This is a genomic window from Nocardioides terrae (assembly GCF_900112345.1).
GTDB lineage: Bacteria > Actinomycetota > Actinomycetes > Propionibacteriales > Nocardioidaceae > Nocardioides > Nocardioides terrae.
The window spans coordinates 55,127-72,335 of record NZ_FOLB01000001.1; the positions used below are offsets into that span (position 1 = coordinate 55,127).

The window sequence follows — 17,209 nt, forward strand, 5'->3', positions numbered from 1 at the left end:
GCATGTCCTTCCCGCCGTACCAGCCCTATCCCGCCGACCGCTACGACGCGCCGGACGGCGAGGTGTCCGCGACGCTGCGCCGTGCCACCGCCGAGCCCGACCTGGTCTACCCGAACGGCGTGAAGGTCGACTACCTCGCGACGGGTGCGTCCACGGACGGCGACTACGGGCTCTACCGCTGGACCTTCGGGCCGGAGGAGACCGGGCCGGGGCCGCACTTCCACCGGGCCGTCTCGGAGTCGTTCTTCGTGCTCACCGGCCAGGTCCGGATCTACAACGGCGAGGAGTGGATCACCGCCGGCTCGGGCGACTTCGTCCACGTGCCGCCCGGCGGGCTGCACGGCTTCCGCAACGTGCCGGACGAGCCGGCGTCGATGCTGCTCCACTTCACGCCGGGCGCCCCGCGGGAGGGCTACTTCGAGGGACTGCTGGCGCTCCGGGAGCCGGGCTTCGAGCCGACCGAGGAAGAGCTCGCCGAGTTCTACCTCCGCCACGACAACTACTGGCTGTGACGACACCCCTCGAGGTGCGCCCGGCCGTCGTCTTCGACGACGTCGCCGCGGTCGTGGGGCCGCGCAACCCGACGTCGAACGTCTGCTTCTGCCTGAGCTATCGGCTCGGCTCCAAGGACAACACGGCGCTGCGCGGGCCTGCACGAGCGGCCAAGGTGCGCGAGCTCTGTGCGCAGGACCCACCGCCAGGCGTGCTCGCCTACGCCGGCGACGAGCCCGTCGGCTGGGCCGCCCTCCATCCGCGCTCCGGCACGAGCTTCGCCCGGGCGCGGAAGATCCCGCACGTCGACGATCTCGACGTCTGGTCGCTCTGGTGCTTCCGGGTCCGGCCGGGCCACCGCGGACAGGGAATCGCGCACGCGCTCGTCGAGGGCGCCGTCGCGTATGCCCGCGAGCGCGGCGCCCCGGCGATCGAGTCCTACCCGGTCGACAACCGGGGAGAGCGGGTCGACCTCACCATGGCGTACGTCGGCACGCGCGGCCTCTTCGAGCGGGCCGGCTTCACCAAGGCCGCCGACACCGGCTCGGTGCTGGCGGGCTTCCCGCGCATCCTCATGCGGCTCGACCTGCGCTGAGGGCAGCCGTCCGGCAGGCGTGGGTCAGGCGGCGTGGATGCGTCGGATGAGGTCGACGTCGTCCTCGGTGAGGGGACGGGTGCCGGTGTGGTTGACCAGTCGGATCATGCCGGTGGGGGTGGTCCCCAGGTAGGTGGCGGGGCCGAGTTGTTGGACCTGGTAGTTGAGGTGGGTCTTGGCTCGGTGTGAGTGTCGGTCCAGGGGTGCGTCGTTGTGGTCCCCGGTCTGGCCGGGTGGGCCGAGTGGGTCGTAGGGACGGCGTGGGGCTCACCGGCCGTGTCCGAGCTTTCTCGCCAGTGCGTCCTTGAGCGTCGCCGCCACGAGCCGCTCGACGGTCTCGTGGCTCGGCCGGTCGACATGACGGTCGGCGAAGAGCAGAGAGCCGTCGTCGCGTCGGACGCGATCGCGGGGCACGGGCCCGCTCGACGGTGCCCGCCCCGACCTCGGCCATCAACTCGGCCGAGTGCTCCTCGAGCTGCAGGCAGTCCGCTCCCGAGCGCACCGCAGCACGGCCGCCAGGTCGAGGCCGTACGTCGGGCCGTCGTACGCCTCGAGGTGTGCCGCTCCCCGCTCCACCAGCCGCCGCGCACCGACGAGATTGCCGCGCTCGGCATGGGTGAGCCCGACGCACAGCTGCGCCAGCCCCTGCCAGAGCGGGCGCTCGGCGTCGGGGCAGTCCTTCCAGCGGGCCTCGAGCACCTCGTGCGCCGAGAACGGCCGGCCCTCCGCGAGCAGCCGACGCGCCTCCGCGACGGTCTCGAGCGGCGGCAGCGGCTCCTCCGACACCGGCTCGACGCCCTCCGCGCCGTAGGGCAGCGGGCGCCCGAGCGCGTCGCGTGGCCGGGCCTGCCGGGGCCGGCCCGCTCGGTCGCGATCGCGCGCAGTCACGCCGACGACGCTACTTCTTGCCCGGCTTGTCCCCCGACACCTGCGTGGTGGACAGCGCGGCGACGAAGGCCTCCTGGGGCACCTCGACCCGGCCCACCATCTTCATCCGCTTCTTGCCCTCCTTCTGCTTCTCGAGCAGCTTGCGCTTGCGGGTGATGTCACCGCCGTAGCACTTGGCGAGCACGTCCTTGCGGATCGCGCGGATGGTCTCGCGGGCGATCACGCGCGCGCCGATGGCGGCCTGGATCGGCACCTCGAACTGCTGGCGCGGGATGAGGTCCTTGAGCTTGCCGGCCATCATCACGCCGTAGCTGTAGGCGGCGTCGCGGTGGATGATCGCCGAGAACGCGTCGACCGGCTCGCCCTGGAGGAGGATGTCGACCTTGACCAGGTCGGCGGCCTGCTCGCCGGAGCGCTCGTAGTTGAGCGAGGCGTAGCCCTTGGTCTTCGACTTGAGCTGGTCGAAGAAGTCGAAGGCGATCTCGCCCATGGGCAGCGTGTAGCGCATCTCGACGCGGTCCTCGGAGAGGTAGTCCATGCCGAGCAGCGTGCCGCGCTTGGTCTGGCACAGCTCCATGATCGTCCCGATGTAGTCGCTCGGGGAGAGGATCGTGGCGTCCACGACCGGCTCGCGCACCTCGGCGATCTTGCCTTCGGGATATTCGCTCGGGTTGGTCACCGTGAGCTGGGAGCCGTCGTCCATGAGGACCTCGTAGACCACGTTCGGCGCGGTCGAGATGAGGTCGAGGTTGAACTCGCGCTCGAGCCGGTCGCGGGTGATCTCCATGTGGAGCAGGCCGAGGAAGCCGCAACGGAAGCCGAAGCCGAGCGCGCCGGACGTCTCGGGCTCGAAGGTGAGCGAGGCGTCGTTGAGCTGGAGCCGCTCGAGGGCGTCGCGCAGGTCGGGGTACTGGTCGCCGTCGATCGGGTAGAGCCCGGCGTAGACCATCGGGTTGGGGTGCTGGTAGCCGCCGAGCGACTCGGTGGCGCCGTTGTGCTGGCTCGTGACGGTGTCGCCGACCCGGGACTGGCGGACGTCTTTCACGCCGGTGATGAGGTAGCCGACCTCACCGACGCCGAGGTCGCCGGCCTTGACCGGCTCGGGGCTGATCACGCCGACCTCGAGCATCTCGTGGACCGCCCCGGTCGACATCATCCTGATCCGGTCGCGGTGGCTGAGCAGGCCGTCGACGACGCGGACGTAGGTGACCACGCCGCGGTAGGTGTCGTAGACCGAGTCGAAGATCAGCGCGCGGGCGGGTGCGTCGGGGTCGCCGACCGGCGGCGGGGTCTGCTTGACGATCTCGTTGAGCAGGACCTCCACGCCGAGACCGGTCTTGGCGCTGACCTTGAGGACGTCCTCGGGCTCGCAGCCGACGAGGTTGGCCAGCTCGAGGGCGTACTTCTCGACGTTGGCGCTGGGCAGGTCGATCTTGTTGAGCACCGGGATGATGTGCAGGTCGGCGCCCATCGCCAGGTAGAGGTTCGCGAGGGTCTGCGCCTCGATGCCCTGGGCGGCGTCGACCAGCAGGATCGCGGCCTCACAGGCCTCCAGCGAGCGCGACACCTCGTAGGTGAAGTCGACGTGCCCGGGGGTGTCGATCATGTTGAGCACGAAGGTGGTGCCCTTGTCGTCGCCCTCGCTGGCGGTCCACGGCATCCGCACGGCCTGGCTCTTGATCGTGATGCCGCGCTCGCGCTCGATGTCCATCCGGTCGAGGTACTGCGCCCGAGCGGCGCGCTCGTCGACCACCCCGGTGAGCTGGAGCATCCGGTCGGCGAGCGTGGACTTGCCATGGTCGATGTGCGCGATGATGCAAAAGTTGCGGATGATCGCGGGATCGGTCTGGCCCGGCCGAGGAGAGTGGCGCTGCGGTGCGGTCATGATGGCCGCCATTCTCCCTTGTCAGTAGGTGTGGAACCAAAGGGGCAGGTACGTCGACCCGCCCGGGCACGTCACGTCGCGGTCGCGGCCGTCCTCGACCCACTGCGTGAGGATCGGCGCGCCGCCCTGGAACATCCGGTCCGCGCCGCACCGCCGCAGCGCCTCCGCGCGGCCGGTCTCGCCGGCCGCCCGCCACTCCGGCAGGCTCAGCCGCAGGTCCCCGACCACGCGCTGCCAGAGCGCGACGGTCGAGTAGACGCCGACGGTGAGCCCCTGGTCGGCGTACGCCTTGGCGGCGCCGCGGACGACCGCGGCGTTCCGCTCGGTGTCCGACGTCCAGTCGAACCCGTTCACCGGCTCGACGTCGAGCCACACGGCCGGGACGTCCAGCCCGGCCGCCTGCATGGTCCGGATGTTGAAGAGCGCCTGCTGGTAGCCGATGTTGGCCAGCCGGCCGAGGGTGCTGCCCGCCTCGAACGGGCCCTGACCGCCGAACTCGTCGAAGTGCCGCTTCTCCGGATAGCTGATCACCGAGTAGGCGCCGGCCATCAGGTGGCGCTGCTTGACCCAGGCGACCTGCGCGGCGAGGCAGGGGTTGGGGTGGAACCCGGGGCCGTTGGTCAGGCCGAGGACCACGAAGCGAGCCGACGGGAGCGGCATCGGGGCGCCCTGGGAGCGCTTCTGCGGGATGCCCATGCCCTTCGGGCACTGCGGCCAGCTCACGTCGGCGCCCTCGACCGGCCCCTGCGCGACGGGTGTGGGCAGGTCGGGGATGGTGACCGGCGGGTCGGGCAGCACGGCGGAGGGCGCCGTCGACTGCGGTGTCGTGGCAGAGGTCTGGGGAGCGGTCGTGGCCGGAGGCGCCGCTCGCTCGGAGGCCGACGGCGAAACCGACGGGGCAGGGTCCGCGGGCGTCGTACGCCCGCCACAGGCGGTGAGCAGCAGGGCAGCGGCCACCGCCGTCGCCATCGTTCTCACGCTCGCCCTCACGCCACCGTGCCGGTCACCGGTCACCCGCCGGGATCGCCCGATCATCGCACGCCGTTCCGACCGCATTCGTCTGGCCAACACCGAGCGTTGCCCGCCGTGACGACATCCGCTTCCTGTGCTCCGGCACCAGGCAGCTGACCGTCCGGCTCAACGACGTCGAGGGCAGGACGCTGTTCACGCGGACACTGGACCCGGCCGCTCGCTGAGCCCGGCCGGAGGCCGGCGGTGACCTTGTCGTCCCGGCGTGCGCGGGTGTAGACCGATCTTGATCGGGGGGACCAAGCACAGCTACGGGTGGCGGTACGCGATCTCGGCTGCCGCTGCTCGCAGCGGAAGGACCAGCCATGCTCGGGCATCGACGCACCACCAGCGTGATCGTCTCCACCCTCGCCGTCGCGGCGTCGTACGCCGTCGGCCTCTCTCCGGCGCACGCCGGACCTGCCGCGCCTACCGCAGCCGCGGCGCATCACAGCGCCGCCGCGGCCGCGCGGGCCCGGACCACGCCGCAGGTCGTGCCGAGACCCGCCCGCATGCGCGTCGGCAAGGGCCGGTTCACCGTCACCCGGCACACCCGCATCGCCGTCCGGCAGCACGGTGCCGCACGAGCCGTCGCCGTCGACCTGGCCCGCGACCTGCGGCCCGCGACCGGGTTCCGGCTGCCGGTCGTGTCCGGGCACGGGCGGAGCGCCGACATCCGGCTCCGGCTCGGGCACGTCCCCGGGCTGACGCGCAGCCAGCGGGCGGAGGGCTACCGCCTCGACGTCCGCCGGGGCGGCGTACGCCTCACGGCGCCGACGGCGCACGGCCTGTTCGACGGCGTCCAGACGATCCGACAGCTGCTGCCCGCCTCGATCGCGAGCCGCACGCGGACGGTCGGGCCTTGGACGATCCCGGTCGTCCACATCGTCGACCACCCGCGTTACGCGTATCGCGGCTTCATGCTCGACATCGCCCGGCACTTCCAGACGCCCGAGACGGTGATGAGCCTGATCGACGAGGCATCGGCCTACAAGATCAACACGCTGCACCTGCACGTCAGCGACGACCAGGGCTTCCGGATCGTCATCGACGGCTTCCCGAACCTCACCGCGATCGGCAGCCAGGGATCGGTCGGCACCCAGGGCAGGACGATGGACCCGGGCGGGTTCTGGACGCAGCGGGACTACCGGCGCGTCGTCGCCCACGCGGCAGCGCACTTCATGAAGGTGGTGCCCGAGGTCGACTCCCCCGGCCACAACAACGCCATCATCATGTCCGAGTACGGCGACACGGCGAACCCGCTGCTGGACGGGCACCCGCAGGACATCAACTGCAGCCGCAACGACCCCCCGCAGTGGAACTTCACCGGCGACGTCGGCTACAGCGCCATGTGCCCGGAGAGCGAGAACACGCTCACGATCTACGACGCCATCGTCAGCCAGCTGTCGGCGATGTCGTCCAGCCGGTACTACCACCTCGGTGGCGACGAGGTCCCGGCCTCGACGCTGAGCCACGACCGGTACGCCGCGTTCATCAACGAGGAGGCGCCGCTGGTCACCGCTCGGGGCAAGACGGTGATGGGCTGGGCCGAGATCGCCGGCGCCGGCACCACCCTTCCGCCGGGCTCCGTGGCGGAGTACTGGAACCCCGCGTCCGGCACGAGCCCGGACACGATCACCGCGCACGAGGCGGTCGCCAAGGACCTGAAGATCGTGATGGCGCCGGCCACGCACGCCTACCTCGACCAGAAGTACGCCCCCGGCGTGCCTGCCGACCTCGGCCTCTCGTGGGCGTGCAACACCGGCTGCGACGTCGACCAGTTCTACAACTGGGACCCGGGCACCTACGTCACCGGCGTCACCGACCAGGACGTGATCGGCGTCGAGGGGGCGATGTGGGCCGAGACCGTGCACGACCTCAGCGAGGTGCAGTACATGGTGTTCCCCCGGCTGATCGCGCTGGCCGAGGTGGGCTGGACTCCGCAGGCGGCGCGCAGCTACGCCGACTTCCTGCCGCGGCTGGGCGCGCAGGGACCGCGACTGACGCTGGCGGGGACGAGCTTCTACCCGACCCCCCTGGTGCCCTGGGCGGACTAGGACCGGAGTCGGGCCGGTCGCGCGCATGTCGCAGGATGTGCGCGTGACCTCCCCGACCCCGGCCCATCCCACGACGCTCCCGCACGGGGACACCGCGCTCCGGCTCGGCTGGGTCCACCTGCCGCCGCCGCTGCGTCGCGCGGTCGAGCAGAAGGTCGGGACGACCGTCGTCGACTCGTACTCGTGCGACGCCGGCTTCACGCCCGGGCTGGCCTCCGTGCTGCTCGGCGCCGACGGCACCCGTCACTTCATCAAGGCGGCCTCGATGAAGGCGCAGCGCTACGCCGCGACGTCCTACCGCGAGGAGGCCCGCAAGGCGCGCACCCTGCCGCCCGGCCTCCCCGCGCCGCGGCTGCGGTGGACGATCGGCGGCGGTCCGGCCGACGAGTGGATCGTGCTGGGCTTCGAGTACGTCGAGGGCCACCAGCCCGCTCGGCCCTGGTCCGACGCCAACCTGCGGACCGCCTCCGACCTGATGGTGCGCATCGCGGACCAGCTCACGCCCGCACCGGGTCTCGGCCTCGAGACCTTCGCCGAGGCCTTCGAGGCCTGGCCGGCGATGTGGCACACCCTCGCCGTCAGCGACGAGGACTTCGACTTCGCCGAGGAGCTCGAGGGACTCGCCGCGCGGTTCGCCGAGGTCACTGCCGGCGACACGCTCGTCCATGCCGACGTACGCGACGACAACCTGATCGTCCGGCCGGACGGGTCGATGGTCCTCTGCGACTGGAACTGGCCGGTGCGGGGCGCGCGCTGGCTGGACTCGCTCTTCCTGCTCATCGGGCCACGCGGCGACGGCCTCGACGTCGAGGCCCACATCGCCGCCCACCCGCTGCTCGCGGAGGTCGATCCCGAGCACATCGACATCGTGCTGGCGCTGATGACCGGCTACTTCCTGCACGCCGGCGCTCAGCCCCCGGTCTCGAACTCGCCCTGGCTGCGGGAGTTCGCCCGCTGGCAGGGTGAGGTCTGCTGGGCCTGGCTGGCCGAGCGCCGGCGCACGACGTAGGGCCCGGAGATTTGAGGCGGTCCGAGCGGCGCTGGTAACCTTCATGGCTGCGTGTTCGAGGCCCCTCCCCTCTCATCCCACGAGTGGCCGGGAGAGCGCGCCCGAACCCCAACCGCTGACCAGAAGGACACCCAGTTCGACATGGCGAACATCAAGTCGCAGATCAAGCGCAACAAGCAGAACGAGAAGGCCCACGAGCGCAACAAGGCCGTCAAGACCGCTCTGAAGAGCGCGGTCCGGAAGTTCCGCGAGGCCGCCGAGACCGGTGACAAGGAGACCGCCCTCGAGGCCGGCCGCCTCGCCGCCAAGAAGCTCGACAAGGCCGTCTCCAAGGGCGTGATCCACAAGAACCAGGCCGCCAACCGCAAGTCGGCGATCGCCAAGAAGGCCGCGTCGCTCTGACGCTCAGCTCTTCCCGAAGGCCCCGCTCCGGCGGGGCCTTCGTCATTTCCGGCGCTACTTCCGCAGGCCGGTGATCGTCAGCACCAGCCGCTCCAGCGTGTACGCCGGGTCGCTGGCCGCACCCTTGAGGTCGGCGTCGGCCTGGGCGACCGCGCGGATCGCTGCGCCGAGCGAGGCGCCGTCCCAGCCGCGGGCGACCGCGGGCAGCTTCCTGAGCTGGTAGGGGTTGATGTTCTTCCGGTTGCCGCCGACGTAGTTGGCCAGGGTGCGCAGCTGCCCGGCGACACTGCTGAGCAGGTAGACCGGGCTGGTCCCGGAGTCGAGCGCCCAGCGCACACCCTCCATCGCCTCCAGCCGCCGACCGGCGAGGAGTGCGTCGGCGATCTCGAAGTTCTTCACCTCAGCGCGTCCGCCGAAGTACTGCGCCACCTGCGCCTCCCCGATCGTCTCGCCCGGGAAGTCGCTGACCAGCTGGTCCACGGCGGAGGCCAGCATCCGGAGGTCCTCGCCGACCGCCTGCACCAGCGCGGCCGCCGCGTCGCCGTCGATCCGGGCGCCGCGCACCCGGCCCTCAGTCACCACGAACTTCGGGAGGTCCCACGGCTTGACCGGCTCGGACTTGACCTCGACGACCGCCGGCAGCTTGCGCAGCTTGGTCAGCAGGCCGCCGCCCTTCGGGCCGCCGCCGTGGACGAGCACGAGCGCGACGTCCTCGACGGGGGCGGCGGCGTAGCCGAGCAGTCCCTCGGCCGACTCGTCGGGGAGGTTCTCCAGTGACCGGACCACCACGCAGCGCAGGCTGGAGAAGAGCGAGGGTGCGGCGAGCTCGCCGAGGGTGCCCAGCGTGAGGTCGTGGGCGAGCGCGTCGCCGACCTCGGCGTCGCTGTCGTGGGCCTTCACCGCGTTCTTGACCAGCGCGACCGTCCGCTCGCTGAGGAACTCCTCCTTGCCGGTCACCAGGGTGACCCGGCCGAGGACGTCTGCTGCACTGGGTCCGGCCACGCGCGAAAGCCTGCCACAGCCCACCGACAGCCCGTGTCCTGACCTGCGTCATCGGGTCACCACCCGCGGCCGACCGGCGTGGGCGGTCACGGCCACCGTCCCGTCGCGGTCGGTTCGGTAGACCTGCGCACCGCCGCGGGCGAGCGGCTCGAGCGTCTCGCGCGCCGGGTGACCGTAGTCGTTGTCCGCGCCGACCGAGGCGATCGCGACGTCGGGGTCCAGGGACAGCAGCCAGCTCTCGTCCTGGTAGCGGCTCCCGTGGTGAGGGATCTTCAGCACGTCGACCTGCAGGCCGGTCAGCTGGCGCGCCAGCACCACCTGGCCCTCGGGCTCGATGTCACCGGTCAGGAGCAGGCGGAGGCCGTGCGTGACCGCGAGCAGGACGACGCTGGCCTCGTTGGCGGTCGATCCGTCCCCGGGGCCTGTCGTCGGCGAGTCGGGCAGCGGCCACAGCACCTGCAGGGTCACGTCGCCGATCTGCCGCGTCGAGCCGTAGGCCGCCCGGCTCACGCCGAGCCCGGCGCCCGCAGCCGCCCGGTCCACCTCCTCGACCCCGAAGGGCGGATCTGCCAGCCGCGTCGTCTCGACCGCCTCGACCCGCCGACCGGCCAGCACACCCGCGATCCCGTCCACGTGGTCGGCGTGGAAGTGGGTGAGCACGAGCAGGGGCACGGTCCGGATCCCCAGGCCGTCGAGGCAGCGGCGGACCGGCGCCGGGTCCGGTCCGGCGTCGACGACGACCGCCGAGCCCGGCCCGGTCCGGAGGACGAGCGCGTCCCCCTGGCCGACGTCGCAGACGACCAGCACCCAGCCGGCCGGCGGCCAGCCCGGCGTGGGCAGCCGGACGAACGCCCCGACGACCAGGACCAGGCAGCAACCCGCGCCGAGCGCGCGGTGGCGGACCAGTCGCGGACCGAGCACACCGATCGCGACGGTGGCCAGGGTCAGCACGACGAGCGCGCCGGCGCCGGTGCCCCAGCCGACGGCCGCGGCTGGGAGCGCGGCCCCACGGTGGGCGACCAGGACGATCCAGGCGACACACCACGACGCCAGCGTGCCGACCAGGGACCCGGCCGGGCCCCAGACCAGGCCGAGCAGCCCCGCGGCGAGGCCGAGGACGGTCGCGGGCCCGACGGCCGGCTCGGCGAGCAGGTTGGCGCCCACCGCAGCCAGGCTGACCTGACCGGAGATCGCCGCGACGATCGGCGTGCAGGCCAGCTGGGCAGCCGTCGGGACGGCTATCGCCTCGGCGACCCATCGGGGGAGCCAGCGAGCCAGCGCGTCTCGCCACGGCGGCCCGAGCAGGAGGATGCCGGCCGTCGCCAGCACTGACAGCGCGAAGCCCGCCGACGCCGCCAGCGACGGGTCGACCAGCATCAGCCCGAGGACGGCCGCGCCGAGACCGCGGAGCGCCCGCTGCCGCCCGTTGGCGCCCATCGCCAGCAGGCCCACGGCACCCATGGCGGCCGCGCGCACGACGCTCGGCTCGGTCCGGGCCAGGAGGACGAACCCGGCGATGCCGAGGCCGCCGACCACGTAGAGCCAGCGACCGCGCACGCCGCACCAGCGCGCGAGCACGACCAGGAAGCCGACGAGCAGAGTCAGGTTGGTGCCGGACACGGCCAGCAGGTGCGTGAGGCCGGTCGTGCGGAAGTCCTGGGCCAGTGCGTCGGGAACGTCGGCGTCGTCGCCGTCGACCAGCGCGGGGACGAGCGACCGCTGCTCGACCGGTCGGTGTGCCACCGCTCCACGGATCGAGGCTCTGACCGCTGCCGCCCCGCGCCACCACACGCCCGGCGCGCGCACCACCCGGGCCGGTCGTCGGGGCGTGAGGACCGCCGCCTCGTCCGGGTGCCGCGCCGGTCCGAGCCGTCCGTCGACCTGCACCGTCGCTCCGAGCGGAAGCCGGCGCCAGCCGTCGTCGCCGAGGACGAGGACGGGCGCGCGGAGGCCGATGGCGCTCCCCCGGGTCTCGACGCGTCGGACGGTGAGCCGCACCATCACCGTCGTCCCGAACGGTCCGTGCACGACATGGGGGTCCGAGGCGACGGTGCCGGTGACCGTCACGGCGGCGCGACGGTCCGCCAGTGTCGCCACCGGGCTCTGCGCGACCCGCTGGTCGCGGAGCACCCCGACGAGGGCCACGGCCGCGAGGACCACCGCCACCGCCACGACCCCGAGGCGGCGGGCGCCACCGAGACTGAGAGTCAGTCCACCGGCCGCGGCCGTCCCGACGGCCGCGCACACCCCGGCCGCGAGCGCATCCTCGACCGCGAGCGCCGCGAGCAGCCCGCCCGCCCAGGCCGCCGCGCCCAGGACCGGCAGACGGAGGTCGGCGCCGGCCACGGCTAGACCGTCACGCGCGGTGCGATCTTCTCGAGCGTCTTCTCCCCGATCCCCTCGATGTCGAGCAGCTCGTCGACGGCCCCGAAACCGCCGTGCTCGGTGCGGTAGTCGAGGATCGCCTGCGCCGTCACCGGCCCGACCTCGGGCAGCGTCTCGAGCTCGTCGACGGTGGCGGTGTTGAGGTTGACCAGCGCCTCCGGCGCGGTGACGGCCGCGCCCGCCGAACCGGCCGCCGAGGAGCCGGCCGCGCCGGCCGGCGCAGGCCCACCGACCACGACCTGCTCGCCGTCGACGAGCACGCGGGCCCGGTTGAGACCGCTCAGGTCGGCGCCGGGGCGCGCCCCGCCCGCAGCCGCGATCGCATCGACCACCCGCGATCCGGCCGGAAGGTCGAGGACCCCCGGGCGGCGCACCTTGCCGGTCACGTCGACCGTGACCGTCGAGGCGGTGGTCGCCGCCGCCGGGCCCGAAGCAGTGACCGCGGACGGGCTCGTCCCCGGCGACCCGGCAGTCACCGCGACCAGCGGCGCGGCGGCGCCGGCCGGCACCGGCGCGACCTTCGGGTCTCCGCGCATCACCGACCAGCACGTGACGGCCAGCCCCGCCGCGACGAGCAGCGCCAGCACGGTCAGGTGCCACGCACTGAGGCCGACCCGGCCATGCAGCGTCTCGGGAACGAGGGCCGCCACGCGCTCACGGCACCCGGCGAGGGCCGCGGCGCGTCGGCGCGACGCATGTCGCCCCGGCACCGGGACCAGGGGCGGATCCGGGTCGTCGGTGACAGGCGGCAGCAGCTCCAGGACCGGGACCGCCTCCCAGTCGGAGTCCGCCCACGGGTCCGCGGGCGGCCGGGGCGGAGCCACGGCGTCCGGGTCGAGCTCGGCGCGCAGCAGCTCGAGGCGCCGGGCGACGGCCTCGCGGTGGTCGGGTCGGGTGCGCATGTCGACGACGCTAGGAACGCGGGCCGACATCGCACGACGGCCGCCGCACGATCTGTGGAGAACCCCGCCGGCAGCCCGGGCTGTGGACAGGAAGTGGCGCAGACGGCTAGCGCGAGGGCGTGACGCAGACGGCGAGCATCCCCGGCCCCACGTGCGCGGCGAGGGCCGCACTCACCTCGCCCACACGGACGGAACCGACCAGCCGACCGGCGAACCGATCGGTCAGGTTGGCCGCGAGCTCGTCCGCCCGCTCGCGGCTCCGCAGGTGCGCGACGACCACCTCGACGCGGGGCGCGTCGACGGCCTCCATCGCGAGCTCCTCGAGGCGGGCCAGCGCCCGGCCCGACGTACGGACCCGCTCGTGCGCGACCACGTGGCCGCCGTCGATGGTCAGGAGCGGCTTGACGGCGAGGGCGGAGCCGAGGAGGGCGGCAGCGGCACCGATCCGGCCGCCGCGGCGGAGGTACTCGAGGGTGTCGACGTAGAAGTAGGACGCGGTCGCGGCCGCCCGGGTCTCGGCCCGCTCCGCGGCCTCGAAGGCGCTCGCCCCCTCGGCGATGGCGTCGGCGGCTGCCAGCGCGGCGAACCCGACGCACGGCCCGACGGCGCGGCTGTCGACCACCAGGACGGCGATCGGGGCGTCACGCGCCGCCATCTGGGCCGACTCGACGGTGCCGCTGACCTCGCTCGACAGGTGCACCGCGACGACCGCGTCGGCACCCTCGTCAGCGAGCCGTCGGTAGAGCGCGGACAGCGACGCCGGCGAGGGCCTCGACGTGCTCACCGATGCCTTGGCGATGAGCGCGGCGGCGACCTGATCGGGGCTGGTCCCGGGCTGTCCCTCCTCGAGCTCCTCGTCCCCGATCACGACGTGCAACGGCGCCACCACGATGCCGCGCGCGCTAGCGACCGCCGGCGGAAGCATCGCGCTCGAATCCGTGACCACCACGACACGCTGTCCCATGGCGCAGACCCTACCGCCGGGTACGCCTCGGGCAGGACGGAATCCCGCCGTCCGACACGCCGGGTCCGAGTGCTGCGGGCAGGGATCGGGTACGAGGTCTGCGTCAGAGTCGTGCGGGTGCCGCGTCACATCGAGGACCGCCCCCCGCGCGACGCGCCAGGACACCTGGCGACCACCGACGGAGAGACGACATGACTGCCGACATCGAACCCTATGCGAAGGCCAAGACGCAGGAGGACGCCGAGCTCCCCGGGCTCATCCTGATCGTGGCCATGACGGCGATCCTCCTGACCCTGGTGCTCTTCTTCAGCTGATCCCCGGCCCGGCTCGACCGTCGCCCCGAGGTTCAGACGACGATGTTGACGAGCTTCGGCGCCCGCACGATCACCTTCCGCACCGCCCGCCCGTCGATCGCGCGTACGACGGCCTCGTCGGCCAGCGCGAGCGCCTCGAGCTCGGCCTCGCTGATCGACGGCGGCACCTCCAGGCGGCCCTTCACCTTGCCGGCGATCTGCACCACGGCGGTGACGGTCTCCTCGACCAGGAGCGCCTCGTCGACGGCCGGCCAGCCGGCGCGCGCGACGGTCGGGGTGTGGCCGAGCCGCTCCCACATCTCCTCGGCGGTGTAGGGCGCGACCAGCGACAGCAGGATCGCGACGGCCTCGGTGGCCTCGCGCACCGCCGGGTCGGCTGGGCCGCAACCGGAGTCGATGGCCTTGCGGGTGGCGTTGACGAGCTCCATGGTCCGGGCGACGACGACGTTGAAGCGGTAGGTCTCCATGAGGTGCTCGACGTCGTGCAGCGTCTTGTGCGTGACCCGCCGTAGCGCCACGTCGCCCTCCGCGAAGGAGACGCCCGCGGCGGACGCGACGTCGCCGGACAGCCGCCAGGCGCGCTGCAGGAACCGCACCGACCCCTGCGGCGACACGTCGGCCCAGTCGATGTTGTCCTCCGGCGGGGAGGCGAAGACCAGCGTCAGGCGGACCGCGTCGACACCGAAGCTGTCGATCTGCTCGCCCAGGTTGACGCCGTTGCCGAGCGACTTCGACATCTTCTTGCCCTGGTTGATGACGACGCCCTGGCCCATCAGCCGGGTGAAGGGCTCCTCGAAGTCGAGCATGCCCATGTCGTGCAGCACGTAGGTGAAGAAGCGCGCGTAGAGGAGGTGGAGCACGGCGTGCTCCATGCCGCCGACGTACTGGTCGATCGGGCCCCACTCGCGCACGGCCTCGACGTCGAACGGACCGTCGGTGTAGTCCGGCGAGCAGTAGCGCAGGAAGTACCACGACGAGTCGACGAAGGTGTCCATCGTGTCGCTGTCGCGGGTGGCCGGGCCGCCGCAGGACGGGCAGTCCACGTTGACCCAGTCCGCGACGGCCGCCAGCGGCGAGACGCCCTTCGGCTTCAGGTCGGCGCCGCGGACGTTCTCCGGCAGCCGCACGGGCAGCTGGTCCTCGGGGACCGGCACCTCGCCGCACTTCTCGCAGTGGATGATCGGGATCGGCGCGCCCCAGAACCGCTGCCGCGACAGCAGCCAGTCGCGCAGCCGGTAGTTGACCGTGCCGGTCCCCCGGCCGTCGGCCTCCAGCTTCTCGATGATCGTCGAGATGCCCGTCGCCTTGTCGCCGAGGCCCTCCAGCGCCGGGCTGTTGACGTAGGCGCCGTCGCCCGTCGTCGCCACGAACGTCTCCTCGGGGTCCTCGGCGCCGGCCACGTCGATCACGCGCCGCACCGGCAGCCCGAACGCCTGGGCGAAGTCGAGGTCGCGCTGGTCGTGGGCGGGGACGGCCATGATCGCGCCGGTGCCGTAGTCGGCCAGCACGTAGTCGGCCGCCCAGACCGGGATCTGCTCACCGGTGACGGGGTTGGTGGCGGTCACGCCCAGGTCGACGCCGGTCTTGGGCCGGTCGGTCGCGAGCCGGTCGATGTCCGAGGCCTTCCGGACCTCCTCGACGTACGCCGACAGGGCGGCTGCGCGGTCCGGGGCGACGATCTCGCTCGCGAGCGAGGCGTCGGCTGCGACGACCATGAACGTGGCGCCGTACAGGGTGTCGGGCCGGGTGGTGAAGACGGTGACCTTGCGGGTCTCGCCCGATGCGAGCGCGATGTCGAAGTCGACGTGGGCGCCCTCGGAGCGGCCGATCCAGTTCCGCTGGGAGTGGATGACCCGGTCAGGCCAGCTGCCCTCGAGCCCGTCCAGGCCGTCGAGCAGGCGCTGCGAGAAGTCGGTGATCTTGAAGTACCACTGGGTCAGCTCCTTCTTGGTCACCACCGCGCCGCAGCGCTCGCAGGTGCCGTCGGCGAGGACCTGCTCGTTGGCCAGCACCGTCTGGTCGTTCGGGCACCAGTTGACCGGCGAGTTCTTGCGGTAGGCCAGGCCCCGCTCGCGGAACTTCAGGAACAGCCACTGCGTCCAGCGGTAGTACTCCGGGTCGGAGGTGTGCAGGCGACGCGACCAGTCGAAGGAGACGGCGTACTTCCGGAAGGAGTGGAACTGCGTGTCGATGTTGGCGTAGGTGTAGGTCGCCGGGTGCTCGTCGTTGCGGATCGCTGCGTTCTCGGCGGGCAGGCCGAAGGAGTCCCAGCCCATCGGGTTGAGGACGTCGAAGCCGCGGTGCCACCAGTAGCGGGCGATGACGTCGTGCAGCGCCATCACCTCGGCGTGGCCCATGTGCAGGTCGCCCGAGGGGTAGGGGAACATCGTCAGCGCGTAGCGCTTCTCCGCGCCCTGTCGCGAGCCGGCCCGGAACGGGTCGAGCTCCTCCCACACCGGCTGCCACTTGGACTGGAGCGCGTCGGCGTCGTAGACGGCCTCGGCGTCGGCTACGCCCTGGGTCTGGTCCTGCGTCATCTCTCGCATCTCTCGCTCGTCGGATCCGGCTGTGCCCAACCCCTTCGTGACATGAAAAAACCCCTCGCACAAGGAGGGGTTGCCGCGCTGTGCAGGGCCCCCGCAGGGCCCTGGCCCATCAGCGCGGCCGGCCAAGAAGAAGGATCGTGGTCCGCACGACGCCAGGGTACTCCACCACGACGCGCCGAGCCGGACCGCCTGTTGTATCGGCATCCGGTGCCATGCCACACTGTCTCCCGCCGCCGGTCAGGTCGACACGCCGACGGAGCGAAGACCCCCCCATTTCGCTCCGTCGTGTCTCCAGGCCGGCGGCACCTTGCTTCCTCGGCCCGGGCCGGGCCGGGAATGCAGGCCCGGACAGATCCGTTGGAACACCTATGGCCACCACCGAACTGACCGCCACCACGTTCGAGCAGACCGTCGTCGACAACGACATCGTGCTCGTCGACTTCTGGGCGTCCTGGTGCGGTCCGTGCCGCCAGTTCGCGCCCGTCTACGACAAGGCCTCGGAGGCCTACCCGGAGATCGTCTTCGGCAAGGTCGACACCGAGGCGGAGCAGGCCCTGGCCGGCGCCGCCCAGATCACCTCCATCCCGACCCTGATGGCCTTCAAGAAGGGCCACCTCGTCTTCTCCCAGCCCGGCGCGCTCCCCCAGGACGCGCTGACGCAGGTGATCGACGCCGTGGTCGCACTCGACGTCGACGCGGCGCTGGCGGAGGCCGAGCACGCCGGCCACAGCCACGGCCAGCCGGACGAGGGCTGAGGATC

The 17,209-nt window shown here is 72.4% G+C and carries 16 protein-coding genes; 7 read left to right on the top strand and 9 right to left on the bottom strand.

All coding sequences use genetic code 11. From position 1 onward, the window contains the following. Positions 1-2: 2 nt before the first annotated feature. Together BM236_RS00305 and BM236_RS00310 are read left to right on the top strand one after the other, a co-directional pair. Positions 3-512: a cupin domain-containing protein gene (locus tag BM236_RS00305; RefSeq protein ID WP_091118926.1), complete on the top strand. Its 510-nt coding sequence runs from the start codon at positions 3-5 to the stop codon at positions 510-512. Continuing rightward, the gene (locus tag BM236_RS00310; RefSeq protein ID WP_091118929.1) at positions 509-1,087 is read left to right on the top strand and encodes a GNAT family N-acetyltransferase; all 579 of its coding nucleotides are present in this window, start codon (positions 509-511) and stop codon (positions 1,085-1,087) included. The genes BM236_RS00305 and BM236_RS00310 overlap by 4 nt, the downstream gene beginning before the upstream one ends. Before the next feature lie 267 nt (positions 1,088-1,354). On the opposite strand, the gene BM236_RS18790 is transcribed toward BM236_RS00310, so the two are convergent. Genes BM236_RS18790 through BM236_RS00325 form a run of 4 tightly spaced genes read right to left on the bottom strand, consistent with a single transcriptional unit; the run spans position 1,355 to position 4,829 of the window. Beyond that, positions 1,355-1,501, bottom strand: coding sequence for a hypothetical protein (locus BM236_RS18790; protein ID WP_175507479.1), 147 nt, complete (start codon positions 1,499-1,501; stop codon positions 1,355-1,357). 36 nt (positions 1,502-1,537) lie between these two features. Beyond that, positions 1,538-1,975 carry a DUF309 domain-containing protein gene (locus BM236_RS00315; protein ID WP_091118930.1) on the bottom strand — a complete coding sequence of 146 codons (438 nt, stop codon included), beginning with the start codon at positions 1,973-1,975 and terminating at the stop codon, positions 1,538-1,540. A 10-nt stretch (positions 1,976-1,985) separates the two neighbouring features. Continuing rightward, entirely contained in the window at positions 1,986-3,860 is a 1,875-nt protein-coding gene (gene lepA, locus BM236_RS00320; RefSeq protein WP_091119873.1) for a translation elongation factor 4, read from the bottom strand. Positions 3,861-3,881: 21 nt separating this feature from the next. After that, positions 3,882-4,829, bottom strand: coding sequence for a hypothetical protein (locus BM236_RS00325; RefSeq protein WP_091118933.1), 948 nt, complete (start codon positions 4,827-4,829; stop codon positions 3,882-3,884). A gap of 365 nt (positions 4,830-5,194) precedes the next feature. On the opposite strand from BM236_RS00325, the gene BM236_RS00330 reads away from it, so the two are divergent. The 3 genes from BM236_RS00330 to rpsT all read left to right on the top strand — a co-directional run bounded on the left by BM236_RS00330 (position 5,195) and on the right by rpsT (position 8,336). Then, positions 5,195-6,925 (top strand): beta-N-acetylhexosaminidase, encoded by a 1,731-nt coding sequence (locus BM236_RS00330; RefSeq protein ID WP_091118934.1) that lies wholly within the window; start codon positions 5,195-5,197, stop codon positions 6,923-6,925. Between the two features lie 43 nt (positions 6,926-6,968). Next, a complete protein-coding gene (locus BM236_RS00335) occupies positions 6,969-7,934 on the top strand; it encodes a phosphotransferase family protein (RefSeq protein ID WP_245750043.1) in 966 nt (321 codons plus the stop codon). A gap of 141 nt (positions 7,935-8,075) precedes the next feature. Further along, positions 8,076-8,336, top strand: coding sequence for a 30S ribosomal protein S20 (gene rpsT, locus BM236_RS00340; RefSeq protein ID WP_091118938.1), 261 nt, complete (start codon positions 8,076-8,078; stop codon positions 8,334-8,336). A 54-nt stretch (positions 8,337-8,390) separates the two neighbouring features. Here rpsT and holA read toward each other — a convergent pair whose 3' ends face one another. The 4 genes from holA to BM236_RS00360 form a co-directional block, all read right to left on the bottom strand. Beyond that, on the bottom strand, positions 8,391-9,338 hold the full coding sequence (gene holA / locus BM236_RS00345; RefSeq protein ID WP_091118940.1) for a DNA polymerase III subunit delta: 948 nt from the start codon (positions 9,336-9,338) through the stop codon (positions 8,391-8,393). Positions 9,339-9,386: 48 nt separating this feature from the next. Further along, positions 9,387-11,684, bottom strand: coding sequence for a ComEC/Rec2 family competence protein (locus BM236_RS00350; RefSeq protein WP_091118942.1), 2,298 nt, complete (start codon positions 11,682-11,684; stop codon positions 9,387-9,389). A gap of 2 nt (positions 11,685-11,686) precedes the next feature. Next, positions 11,687-12,625 (bottom strand): ComEA family DNA-binding protein, encoded by a 939-nt coding sequence (locus BM236_RS19165; protein WP_091118944.1) that lies wholly within the window; start codon positions 12,623-12,625, stop codon positions 11,687-11,689. Between the two features lie 106 nt (positions 12,626-12,731). After that, positions 12,732-13,589, bottom strand: a complete 858-nt coding sequence (locus BM236_RS00360; RefSeq protein ID WP_091118946.1) for a DegV family protein — start codon at positions 13,587-13,589, stop codon at positions 12,732-12,734. Positions 13,590-13,780: 191 nt separating this feature from the next. Between BM236_RS00360 and BM236_RS19470 the strand changes: the two genes are divergently transcribed. Continuing rightward, on the top strand, positions 13,781-13,903 hold the full coding sequence (locus BM236_RS19470) for a hypothetical protein (protein ID WP_281247603.1): 123 nt from the start codon (positions 13,781-13,783) through the stop codon (positions 13,901-13,903). 32 nt (positions 13,904-13,935) lie between these two features. Here the strand turns inward: BM236_RS19470 and leuS are convergent, their stop codons facing one another. Beyond that, positions 13,936-16,440 carry a leucine--tRNA ligase gene (gene leuS, locus BM236_RS00365; RefSeq protein WP_091119876.1) on the bottom strand — a complete coding sequence of 835 codons (2,505 nt, stop codon included), beginning with the start codon at positions 16,438-16,440 and terminating at the stop codon, positions 13,936-13,938. Between the two features lie 377 nt (positions 16,441-16,817). Between leuS and trxA the strand changes: the two genes are divergently transcribed. Further along, complete coding sequence (trxA, locus tag BM236_RS00370) at positions 16,818-17,204, top strand: thioredoxin (RefSeq protein ID WP_091118948.1); 387 nt, start codon at positions 16,818-16,820, stop codon at positions 17,202-17,204. Positions 17,205-17,209: the final 5 nt, after the last annotated feature.

Excerpts from the sequence above, each read along its gene's own strand:
- BM236_RS00305 (WP_091118926.1), top strand. The coding sequence starts at position 3 with ATGTCCTTCCCGCCGTACCAGCCCTATCCCGCCGACCGCTACGACGCG.
- lepA (WP_091119873.1), bottom strand. The coding sequence starts at position 3,860 with ATGACCGCACCGCAGCGCCACTCTCCTCGGCCGGGCCAGACCGATCCC.
- BM236_RS00325 (WP_091118933.1), bottom strand. The coding sequence starts at position 4,829 with ATGGCGACGGCGGTGGCCGCTGCCCTGCTGCTCACCGCCTGTGGCGGG.
- BM236_RS00330 (WP_091118934.1), top strand. The coding sequence starts at position 5,195 with ATGCTCGGGCATCGACGCACCACCAGCGTGATCGTCTCCACCCTCGCC.
- rpsT (WP_091118938.1), top strand. The coding sequence starts at position 8,076 with ATGGCGAACATCAAGTCGCAGATCAAGCGCAACAAGCAGAACGAGAAG.
- BM236_RS19165 (WP_091118944.1), bottom strand. The coding sequence starts at position 12,625 with ATGCGCACCCGACCCGACCACCGCGAGGCCGTCGCCCGGCGCCTCGAG.
- BM236_RS00360 (WP_091118946.1), bottom strand. The coding sequence starts at position 13,589 with ATGGGACAGCGTGTCGTGGTGGTCACGGATTCGAGCGCGATGCTTCCG.
- BM236_RS19470 (WP_281247603.1), top strand. The coding sequence starts at position 13,781 with ATGACTGCCGACATCGAACCCTATGCGAAGGCCAAGACGCAGGAGGAC.
- leuS (WP_091119876.1), bottom strand. The coding sequence starts at position 16,440 with ATGACGCAGGACCAGACCCAGGGCGTAGCCGACGCCGAGGCCGTCTAC.
- trxA (WP_091118948.1), top strand. The coding sequence starts at position 16,818 with ATGGCCACCACCGAACTGACCGCCACCACGTTCGAGCAGACCGTCGTC.